This window comes from Aquabacterium sp. (assembly GCF_004297345.1).
Taxonomy (GTDB): domain Bacteria; phylum Pseudomonadota; class Gammaproteobacteria; order Burkholderiales; family Burkholderiaceae_C; genus Aquabacterium.
Genome location: NZ_SCTN01000309.1, coordinates 1 through 9,821, shown reverse-complemented (window position 1 = coordinate 9,821; position 9,821 = coordinate 1). Strand labels below are relative to the sequence as shown.

The following is a 9,821-nucleotide window of genomic DNA, read 5'->3' as shown; positions in this document are numbered from 1 at the left end:
TCGTCGTCTACGTGGGCAGCATCTTGACCTCGGTGCTGTTTGTTCAATCGCTTGGCGGAAAAGGCGAAGCCTCATCGGGCTTCATCCTGGCTATCGCCTTGTGGCTGTGGTTCACCGTGTTGTTTGCCAACTTTGCTGAAGCGCTCGCTGAGGGCCGCAGCAAGGCACAAGCGGCTTCACTGCGTACCCTCAAGAAGCAAACCTGGGCCAAGAAGCTGGAAGAGGCGCGCGCCGATGCCAAGTGGCACCCGATTGAATCTACCCAGTTGCGCAAGGGTGACCTGATCATGGTGCAGGCCGGGGACGTCATCCCGGCCGATGGCGAGGTCGTGGAAGGCGTGGCCTCTGTGGACGAAAGCGCCATAACCGGAGAATCCGCACCTGTCATCCGTGAATCTGGTGGTGACTTTTCTGCGGTCACGGGTGGAACACGTGTCCTGTCTGACTGGATCATGGTTCGCGTGTCCGTCAACCCTGGCGAAACCTTTGTTGACCGCATGATCGCGATGGTGGAAAGCGCCAAGCGCCAGAAGACGCCCAACGAAATCGCGCTGACGATTTTGCTGGTCGCACTCACCATCGTCTTTCTGGCCGTGACCGTGACCCTGCTGCCCTACTCCATGTTTGGCGTAGACGCGGCCAAGGCCGGTACGCCGGTGACAATGACCGTACTGATCTCGCTGCTGGTGTGTCTGATCCCGACCACCATTGCTGGCCTGCTTTCGGCCATTGGTGTGGCGGGCATGAGTCGGATGATGCAAGCCAATGTGATTGCCACGTCGGGGCGCGCGGTGGAAGCCGCAGGCGACGTGGATGTGCTGCTCATGGACAAGACCGGCACCATCACCCTGGGTAATCGGCAGGCATCGGCGTTCTTGCCTGCACCTGGTATTGGCAAGGCGGATCTGGCAGATGTCGCACAGCTCGCGTCGCTGGCCGATGAAACGCCTGAAGGTCGCAGCATCGTGATCCTTGCCAAGCATCAGTTTGACCTGAGGGCACGGGACCTCCAGGCGCTGCAAGCCACGTTCGTGCACTTCTCTGCACAGACCCGTATGAGCGGCGTGGATCTTGGTACACGTCAAATCCGCAAGGGTTCCGCAGACGCCATTCGCAAGCACGTGATGTCACTTGGCGGACAGTTCCCTCAACAGATCGACAGCATCGTGGAGGAAGTGGCGCGCCGTGGCAGCACACCTCTGGTTGTGTCGGATGACGCGCGCGTGCTGGGCGTGATCGAACTCAAGGACATCGTCAAAGGCGGGATCAAGGAGCGCTTTGCCGAGTTGCGCCGAATGGGCATCAAGACGGTGATGATCACCGGGGACAACCGCCTGACGGCCGCAGCCATCGCCGCCGAGGCCGGCGTGGATGACTTCCTGGCTGAAGCGACGCCTGAACAGAAGCTGGCCCTGATTCGCCAGTACCAGGCAGAAGGCAAGCTCGTGGCCATGACCGGCGACGGCACCAATGACGCCCCAGCGCTGGCCCAGGCCGATGTGGCCGTGGCCATGAATTCGGGCACACAAGCAGCCAAGGAAGCCAGCAACATGGTGGACCTGGACAGCAACCCGACCAAGTTGATCGAGGTGGTGGAAACCGGCAAACAGATGCTGATGACCCGAGGTTCACTGACTACCTTCAGCATTGCCAACGATGTGGCCAAGTACTTCGCCATCATCCCCGCAGCCTTTGTCAGCACCTACCCCCAACTGGCGGCATTGAACGTGATGGACCTGGGTAGCCCGGCTTCTGCCGTGCTATCTGCGGTGATTTTCAATGCCTTGATCATCATCGTGTTGATCCCGCTGGCTTTGAAAGGAGTGGCCTATCGCCCCTTGGGGGCGGCCATTCTGCTGCGACGCAACCTGCTGGTCTACGGCCTGGGCGGGGTGATCGTGCCCTTCATCGGCATCAAGGTGATTGACCTCATCCTCGTGGCCACTGGTCTGGTTTGAACTGGAGTTCAACATGAAAACACTCATTCGTCCGGCTGTCAGCCTGTTCGTGGTGCTCAGCGCCGTCACAGGCGTGCTCTACCCATTGGCCGTCACCGGCGCCGCATCGACCCTGTTCCCCCAACAGGCGCATGGCAGCCTGATCGTCAAAGATGGTGTGACGGTGGGCTCATCGCTCATTGGCCAGAACTTCAGCGAGCCCAAATACTTCTGGTCTCGTCCCTCTGCAACAGGCCCCATGCCCTACAACGCAAGCGCCTCATCTGGGTCGAACCAGGGCCCCTTGAACCCGGCGTTCGTGGATGCGGTCAAGGGGCGCATTGCCGCATTGAAAGCGGCCGATCCTGACAACCATATGCCCGTTCCCGTTGATCTGGTGACAGCCTCCGGCAGCGGTCTGGATCCACACATCAGTGTGGCTGCAGCTCGCTATCAGCTGGAGAGAGTGGCGCGCATTCGTCATGTATCGCCCGTCGCGGTGAGGCAAGTTCTTAATCGCCACATCGAATCACCGCTCATGGGCATTTTTGGCGAGGAACGTGTCAACGTACTGGAACTCAACCTCGACGTGGACCGACTCACCTCCATGTAATGGGCTGCTGCACGCAACTCTCATGTGCCACTGAGGTGTTCTGAGCCGTGAACGAAATCAAACCTTGCGTTCTGATCGTGGACAAGGCGCCAGAAATGCGGCGCCTTCTTCATCGGCTATTGGTTGCAGAAGGTCTTCTTGCCATCGACGCAAGCGATATGGCGGCTGCGCGATACCAGGCTGGCAGCAAGTATCCCAACGCCATGATCCTGGACACGGATTTGCCAGACGGCCGTGGCATCGACTTGATTGCCGATATTCGCTCCCGTTCGGACATCCCTATCCTGATATTGACGGAGCGAGATCATGAAGAGGAACGCCTCGCCGCATTCGAAGTTGGTGCTGACGACTATGTTCTGAAGCCCTTTAGCAGCAGAGAGTTGCTTGCCAGGCTGAAGGCTCAGTTGAGGCGACAGGCGGCTTGCATCAGAGTGGGAAGCAACCTCCTCAAGTTCGATAACCTAGAGATTGATCTGGCTCTTCGAGTAGTGAGCAGGTCGGGGCATCCACTTCATCTCACACCGCTTGAATATCACCTGCTGACCCTGCTTGCCCGCCACCCTGGTCGCGTTTTCCTGCACCAGGAGTTGTTGCGTTTGATCTGGGGCGGCATGCATGACCAAGATACCCATTACCTGCGTGTGCACATGAGGAACTTGCGCAAGAAGATCGAGCTTGATCCTTCAAACCCCAGGTACTTGTTGACCGAGACACATATTGGTTATCGCTTCGTGCCCTGACGAGGTGACTGGTTATCTTTCACCGAGCTGCATCGAAGGGCCCTGGCTTTCCCCCAATTCACGCCACACACAACTGCACTCAACTTGGCAAAAGCCCACACGCCCGCCATCACCACGGACTCATCGACATGCGGTGATGGGATGGCACTACCAAACCACGCGCAGATTGCGCCCAATGCGGAAAAAATGAAGCCAGCGGTACTGTCGTACCAAGCCACCAAGGCTATTTGTCGCTGAGCAACAAGGTTCGCCTGCGGTCTCCTGGCGTCACTGTGGCCAGATAAACCATAAATTGGCACCAGTCAACATAAGCCATTACCTGTCAATTGCGCCAAGTAATGCTTAACTCATCAATTTGCTTGAGGAAATATGGAGCGGGTGATGGGAATCGAACCCACGTTATTTGCTTGGGAAGCAAGAGTCCTACCATTGAACGACACCCGCGTGCCTTCGCATTCTAGCGTGAACCAGATCACAGGCTGATCAGGCTGTTGTCGTTCAACCCACACAGCACATCACGCCATTGCGTGAACAAGTTGACCACGCCTGCGTTCAGTGTGATGCCGCCCGTGTCACGCCATATCGCTTCTGTCATTCTTGTGTCAAAGCAAGGTCGGCCACGTCGTCCAGACCTCGCCAGCCACGGCAGGAGTAACAGATGGCTTATCAATTCAAATCCTCACTGAAACTGGCTTCGGCATCGATCGGCTTTGTCGCCGCAACGATGTGCACACCGGCATCGGCGATCACGATGACCTTGCCAACCACCAATCTGGATGCCAACTCCGTGTTCAGCTTCAACAGTGATGTGCAAGACATCATGTCGAACATGGGCATGTATGTCACAGGCCTGGGCAACAGCAAGCAAACCTCGCCCACTGCCTGGTCGTTCAACATGCCGGTCACGGAAGTGTCCCTGAACATGAATCTGCTGCCCCTCAGCCTGTCCCCGGTATCGGGCAAGGCCTCGGGCTCGGCGCTGGGCATCTACAGTGAAGACGGTGGCCTGCAACTGGCCAACTTTTCGCTGGACTTCAAACGCAATGTGCTGTCTGCCGACCTGATCACGACATCAGGCACCAGCAAAAACTTTGACGTCTACAACTTCAACGTGGCGCAAGGCCTGCACCTGTCGACCTCGGGCGGCCTGTCCATGCAGATGTCTCTCACGCAGATGAAGCTGACATCCGGCGCTCAGTCGGCGTTTTCGCAAGCGCTGGCGTTGCCCACATTCGCAGTCGCCATTCTGGGCAACCTGGACTTTGGCAAACTGGACATCAATATCTCGCCCAGCCTGCGCTTCAATGTGTCGGACAAGGCCTACACGGCGTCCATGGTGCCCGAACTGCCATCAAGCGGCATGCTCGCCCTGGGCTTGTTTGGCCTGGCACTGACGATGCGGCGCAAGATGCAACGCTGATCCATCAGCGTTGCAAGCCCTCAACGGGCCATCAGCGAGCGATCAGAATTCGCCGCTGTTGTAAGCGCGACGGACCTCTTCCAACGCCTGCTCCAGCTTGGCTGGTGTGCGGTCTGCCGGATTGGTCTTGGCCTGCCACTCGCCATAAGCCGTGGCCATGCGGCGCTTGAGTTCCGTCTGGCGTGTCTTGGCTTGCAGTTGCTGCTCGTCTTCCGTCATCGGTGCGATGCCGTTGAGCTTGCCCTGCATCTCTTCCACAAGCTTGTTGCGCTTGTTCTCATCAGGCTCGATGTCAGCCAGCAGCACGGCACCCATCAAATTGGCTTCGATTGGCGTGAATTCGCCTGACGCCAATCGATCAGGCAACTCGCCCAGCAGCGCCTTGGCCGCACTTTGGCGGCGCTTGGCATCTTTGGTTTCATCCAGCGTCTGCCAGGCTTCGAACGTGTGCTGGTAGCGCAGGTAGCCCACGATACGTTCGGCTTCCTGCTTGGGTTGCCCCAACTTGGCCATGATGCCGTTCAAGGTGTTCCAGTCTTCGGCCTGGACGTCGGCAGGGCGACCATCGGCCGACATCTGAACTTTCAGCGATGCGGCCAGATCATCCGTGCCCACGCCAGGCTGAACCCAGCCCGCAGCGCTGGCCTTGTTGTCAGCCAGGACCACGCCGGAATGCTCACCCGATGAGCCGGTAAACCAGTAGACGCCACCTGCGACAGCTGCCACCACAGCCACGGCCGCAGCGATCTGCCAGGACTTGGAACGCTGATATGTAATCATGAATACTTGACCTCAAACGGCCTACGCCACAAAACCCAAGAGTTTGCACGAACCGTCGGCATGATGGCGTGACCAGTGGCGACTGTTTGAAAAAAACACCTCAGGTTAAACACGCAGTTTGGCTGCGATACGCATGACTCAAGCACTGGTTCGCCCCATGGCGCAAGGTGATCTGGCCGCGGTGCTCTCGGTTCAGCATCAATCCTACGCAGCCGCTTTCCATGAGCCGATCGAGGCATTTGCGTCCAAATGGGCGGCATCGCCGGATACCTGCTGGGTGGCGGAACATGAGGGCGCCGTGTGCGCCTACCTCGTGTGCTTGCCGATTGAACAGCGCAACTTGCCAGCCCTGCACGCGACAGACTTTCAGAAAGGCATGCATCCCGATTGGCTGTATCTGCACGATCTGGCCATCGGACCTGTGGCAAGAGGCACGGGCCTGGCGCCTCAACTGGTCGAGCGTGCACTGGCCCGGGCTCAGGCCATGGCCCTGCCCGCAGCCGGCCTGATTGCAGTGCAAGGCTCCAGCGCTTTCTGGCGCAGATTCGGGTTCGAGATCGATGCCTCAGAACGATTGGTGAGCGCCAGGAAGCTCGCGTCGTTTGGCGCCGATGCAGTGTTCATGTCACGCGAACTGGGCGCAACTGCCTGACACAAAGTCAAACAAAACAGGGCGATTGACCTGGGTCAAACCCTTATAAAATCAAAGTCATACGATCGACTGACTTTGATTTCAGATCGTGCCATGTCTGCCCCAGCCCCGAACGCCAGCCGAAGTACGGACGCCACACGCGGCGCCCAGGCGCGTGAACGCATGATTCTGGCTGCGCTGGATCTGTTTGGCCGGCACGGCTTTGACGCCACCACCACCCGCATGATCGCGCAAGCCGCTGAAATGAACCTGGGCGCCATCCCCTACTACTTCGGCTCCAAAGAGGATCTGTACGCCGAAGCGGCGGGCTACCTGGCCAGCTTCATCGAGCGAGAACAGGCTGCGCCCCTGAGCGAACTCAAAGCGCAGAGTGCGCAAACGCAAGACGTGCGCCAGTTGATCGAGCAGGTCGTGCGCTTTTTGCTGACCCAGGCCCGCCTGCTGCTGGCTGACAAGGTGCCGGGCAGCTGGGTGCAGTTCTTCCTGCGTGCACAGGCCGAACATGGCGAGGCCTTCGAGCGCATCTTTGCGCAGGTGGTCGAGCCCATGCAGCAATGCCTGACCGACATCATGGCGCGCATCATCCAGCGCTCGCCCGACGATTTCCAGACCCGCGCCCTGTCCTTCATCGTGCTTCATCAATTTGTCTGCTTTCGGCTTGCAGACTCCGTGTTGATGCGTCGCATGGATTGGGATGCCATCACCCCTGAACGCGTTGAGCAGTTGCTCGATGTGATCGCCCCTCATCTGCGCGCGCAGCTTTTGAGCGCCGCCCATCTGCCTTTGCAACCATGAGCAAGAAGACGAATACCTGGCTGATCCTGGCTGCCATAGCCTGTGTGGGTGGTGGTGCCGCGTGGTGGGTCAACAGCCACAGAGACCCGCTTCCCGCCGGGCTGGTGCGCAGCAATGGCCGGCTGGAGGTCGAGCGCATCGAGGTCGCGGCCAAATACCCTGGGCGCATCATCGAATTGCCAGTTCGAGAAGGTGACCTGGTCAAAGCCGGTGACCTGATCGCCCGCCAGGACAGCACAGAGCTGGTTGCGCAACGTGCGGCTGTTGAGGCTGCACGCCAGCGTGCCGGCCAAGCCATGCAACGTGCGGCGGCCGAGACCGAAGTCCGCAAGGTGCAGGCGCGCATCGCCCAACTGGAACTCGATCACACGAACAAGCTGAAGCAGGATGCGCTGGTGTCGGGCGCCGAAGTGGAGCGCCGTCAGGCTCAGCGCGATGGCGAAAACGCAGGCGTGATGGTGGCCACAGCGGCCATCGGCGAAGCCACTGCGGCCCGATCCGAAGCCGAGGCCCAGATGAAGCGCCTGGACATCGCCATCGACGACATGAGCTTGCGTGCGCCCGTCAATGGGCGCATCGAATACCGCGTGGTGGAGCCAGGCTCGGTCATCCCATCCGGTGGGCGCGTAGCGACCTTGCTCGACACATCCAATGTCTACATGACCGTGTTCCTGCCGACCTCCGTGGCCGGCAAGCTCAAGGTGGGCGACGAAGCCCGCATCGTGCTGGATGCCGCCACGCAGTTCGTCGTCCCTGCCCGCGTGTCCTTCGTGGCCGGTGAGGCGCAGTTCACGCCCAAGTATGTGGAGACCATGTCCGAGCGCGACAAGCTGGTCTACCGCGTCAAGCTGCAGGTACCCACCGATGTGGCGATCAAGTACGCCGCTTATGTCAAAGCGGGCCTGACCGGCTATGGCTTTGTGCGCTCCGATCAAGCGGCGAGCTGGCCAGCCAATCTGGCGGTCAAGTTGCCACCGGCTGATACCGGCGCATCCACGCAGGTCAACGCACCGACAGCTGCGTCTGCAACGCCCTCCGCTGCTTCACGCTGACAACAGGCCGCTTCAACATGACCCGGCCTGAAGCCGACACCCCCTTGCTTGCGCCTGCTGATCTGGCCGTCCAGATCACGGACCTGGGGCATACCTATGGCACCACGCGCGCCATGGACCACGTCAACCTGACCTTGCCGGCCGGCAAGACGATTGGCCTGGTCGGGCCGGATGGCGTGGGCAAGTCCACCTTGCTGTCCATCATCGCGGGCGTCAAGCGCATCCAGCATGGGCAAGTGGCCGTGCTGGGCCTGGACATGGCCGATGCCGACAACCGTGCGCAACTTGCCCCACGCGTGGCCTTCATGCCGCAAGGCCTGGGGCGCAACCTCTACCCCACCTTGTCGGTGGCAGAGAACATCGACTTCTTCGCTCGCCTGTTCGGGCAAGGTGCCGCCGAGCGCGAAGCGCGTATCCAGCGCCTGCTGGATGCCACCGGCCTGGCGCCCTTCCGTGATCGGCCGGCAGGCAAGCTGTCTGGCGGCATGAAGCAAAAGCTGGGCTTGTGCTGCTCGCTCGTGCACGATCCTGACCTGCTGATCCTGGACGAACCCACCACGGGTGTGGACCCCTTGTCTCGCCGCCAGTTCTGGGCCCTGGTCGAGACCTTGCGCCAGGAGCGCCCAGGCATGACGGTCATCGTTGCCACGGCTTATATGGAAGAGGCCGAGCGCTTCGAATACCTCGTGGCGATGGACGCTGGCCGCATCCTGGTGTTCGACGAAACCCAGGCCGTGCTTACCCGCACGCCTCAACACACATTGGAAGCGGCCTACATCGCCCTCTTGCCACCAGAAAAGCGCGGCAGCGGCGAGCCCTTGTTGATCCCGCCACGCGCGCAAACGGATGGCCCACCCGCCATCGAAGCCAAGGGCTTGACCCGGCGTTTTGGCGATTTCATCGCGGTCAACAACGTGAGCTTTCGCATCGAGCGCGGCGAGATCTTCGGCTTCCTAGGCTCCAACGGTTGCGGCAAGACCACGACCATGAAGATGCTCACCGGCCTGCTGGATATCAGCGACGGCGAAGCCATGCTGCTTGGGCAAGCGATCAACGCCAAGGACCTGGCCACCCGCATGCGTGTAGGCTACATGTCCCAGGCCTTCTCGCTGTACGAAGAATTGAGCGTGCGCCAGAACCTGGCGCTGCATGCCAAGCTGTATCGACTGGAAGGTGCCGCCGCCGACGCAGCCATCAACGATGGCCTGCAACGATTCGATCTGGCCGATCACGCTGACGCCAATCCGATGGCGCTCTCGCTGGGCATGCGCCAGCGCCTGCAACTGGCTGCGGCATGCCTGCATCGCCCGGAAGTGCTGATCCTGGATGAACCCACCTCGGGTGTGGACCCTGCCGCGCGTGACATGTTCTGGCGGCAACTGGCCAAGCTGGCACGCGAGGAGCAGGTGACCATCTTCGTGTCCACCCACTTCATGAACGAGGCCGAACGTTGCGACCGCATCTCCCTGATGCACCGCGGCACCGTGCTGGCCGTGGGCACGCCCCAGGCACTGCGAGACAGCAAGCAGGCCGACACGCTGGAAACTGCCTTCATCGCCTATCTGGAAGAGGCTGACGATACCGTGCAGGCGGCACAGGCTGCCGCCACCGTCAAGGCCGAGGCGTCGCAGGCAACGCAGTCCCAGACTCAGCCTCAGACCAATAGCGAGGCACAAGCAGCCCAACACCAACGCAGCCAAGGCCTGAACCTGTGGCTCTCGCGCATGTGGGCCTTTGCCCGCCGCGAGGCCATGGAACTCAAGCGTGATCCGATCCGCCTGACCTTCGCTATCCTGGGCCCCATCATCCTGCTGGTCACGGCCGCCTGGAGC

At 60.3% G+C, this 9,821-nt stretch carries 10 protein-coding genes and 1 tRNA gene; 8 read left to right on the top strand and 3 right to left on the bottom strand.

Annotated features, from left to right (window positions below; all coding sequences use genetic code 11):
• From kdpB to EPO09_RS10975, 3 genes are all read left to right on the top strand, one after another.
• On the top strand, nucleotides 1–1,958 hold a 1,958-nt coding region (gene kdpB, locus EPO09_RS10985), incomplete at its 5' end, for a potassium-transporting ATPase subunit KdpB (RefSeq protein ID WP_290643020.1).
• Nucleotides 1,959–1,971: 13 nt separating this feature from the next.
• Nucleotides 1,972–2,550: a potassium-transporting ATPase subunit KdpC gene (kdpC, locus tag EPO09_RS10980; RefSeq protein ID WP_290643018.1), complete on the top strand. Its 579-nt coding sequence runs from the start codon at nucleotides 1,972–1,974 to the stop codon at nucleotides 2,548–2,550.
• A 47-nt stretch (nucleotides 2,551–2,597) separates the two neighbouring features.
• Nucleotides 2,598–3,290: a winged helix-turn-helix domain-containing protein gene (locus tag EPO09_RS10975; RefSeq protein ID WP_290643016.1), complete on the top strand. Its 693-nt coding sequence runs from the start codon at nucleotides 2,598–2,600 to the stop codon at nucleotides 3,288–3,290.
• 370 nt (nucleotides 3,291–3,660) lie between these two features.
• Here the strand turns inward: EPO09_RS10975 and EPO09_RS10970 are convergent.
• Both EPO09_RS10970 and EPO09_RS10965 read right to left on the bottom strand, forming a co-directional pair.
• Nucleotides 3,661–3,734, bottom strand: a tRNA-Gly gene (locus tag EPO09_RS10970).
• A 28-nt stretch (nucleotides 3,735–3,762) separates the two neighbouring features.
• Nucleotides 3,763–3,885 carry a hypothetical protein gene (locus EPO09_RS10965; protein WP_290643014.1) on the bottom strand — a complete coding sequence of 41 codons (123 nt, stop codon included), beginning with the start codon at nucleotides 3,883–3,885 and terminating at the stop codon, nucleotides 3,763–3,765.
• A gap of 63 nt (nucleotides 3,886–3,948) precedes the next feature.
• Between EPO09_RS10965 and EPO09_RS10960 the strand changes: the two genes are divergently transcribed.
• Entirely contained in the window at nucleotides 3,949–4,710 is a 762-nt protein-coding gene (locus EPO09_RS10960; protein ID WP_290643012.1) for a hypothetical protein, read from the top strand.
• 42 nt (nucleotides 4,711–4,752) lie between these two features.
• Here the strand turns inward: EPO09_RS10960 and EPO09_RS10955 are convergent, their stop codons facing one another.
• Nucleotides 4,753–5,490: a hypothetical protein gene (locus tag EPO09_RS10955; protein ID WP_290643010.1), complete on the bottom strand. Its 738-nt coding sequence runs from the start codon at nucleotides 5,488–5,490 to the stop codon at nucleotides 4,753–4,755.
• A 133-nt stretch (nucleotides 5,491–5,623) separates the two neighbouring features.
• Here EPO09_RS10955 and EPO09_RS10950 point away from each other — a divergent pair, with 133 nt between their 5' ends.
• The 4 genes from EPO09_RS10950 to EPO09_RS10935 form a co-directional block, all read left to right on the top strand.
• On the top strand, nucleotides 5,624–6,142 hold the full coding sequence (locus tag EPO09_RS10950) for a GNAT family N-acetyltransferase (protein WP_290643008.1): 519 nt from the start codon (nucleotides 5,624–5,626) through the stop codon (nucleotides 6,140–6,142).
• Nucleotides 6,143–6,235: 93 nt separating this feature from the next.
• A complete protein-coding gene (locus tag EPO09_RS10945) occupies nucleotides 6,236–6,937 on the top strand; it encodes a CerR family C-terminal domain-containing protein (RefSeq protein WP_290643006.1) in 702 nt (233 codons plus the stop codon).
• Nucleotides 6,934–7,989, top strand: a complete 1,056-nt coding sequence (locus EPO09_RS10940; protein ID WP_290643004.1) for an HlyD family efflux transporter periplasmic adaptor subunit — start codon at nucleotides 6,934–6,936, stop codon at nucleotides 7,987–7,989. Before EPO09_RS10945 ends, EPO09_RS10940 begins: the two co-directional genes overlap by 4 nt.
• A 17-nt stretch (nucleotides 7,990–8,006) precedes the next feature.
• A partial coding sequence (locus tag EPO09_RS10935) for an ATP-binding cassette domain-containing protein (RefSeq protein WP_290643003.1) occupies nucleotides 8,007–9,821 on the top strand: 1,815 nt, incomplete at its 3' end.

Coding starts and splice junctions, on each gene's coding strand:
- kdpC (WP_290643018.1), top strand. CDS start 1,972: ATGAAAACACTCATTCGTCCGGCTGTCAGCCTGTTCGTGGTGCTCAGC.
- EPO09_RS10965 (WP_290643014.1), bottom strand. CDS start 3,885: ATGACAGAAGCGATATGGCGTGACACGGGCGGCATCACACTGAACGCA.
- EPO09_RS10960 (WP_290643012.1), top strand. CDS start 3,949: ATGGCTTATCAATTCAAATCCTCACTGAAACTGGCTTCGGCATCGATC.
- EPO09_RS10955 (WP_290643010.1), bottom strand. CDS start 5,490: ATGATTACATATCAGCGTTCCAAGTCCTGGCAGATCGCTGCGGCCGTG.
- EPO09_RS10950 (WP_290643008.1), top strand. CDS start 5,624: ATGACTCAAGCACTGGTTCGCCCCATGGCGCAAGGTGATCTGGCCGCG.
- EPO09_RS10945 (WP_290643006.1), top strand. CDS start 6,236: ATGTCTGCCCCAGCCCCGAACGCCAGCCGAAGTACGGACGCCACACGC.
- EPO09_RS10940 (WP_290643004.1), top strand. CDS start 6,934: ATGAGCAAGAAGACGAATACCTGGCTGATCCTGGCTGCCATAGCCTGT.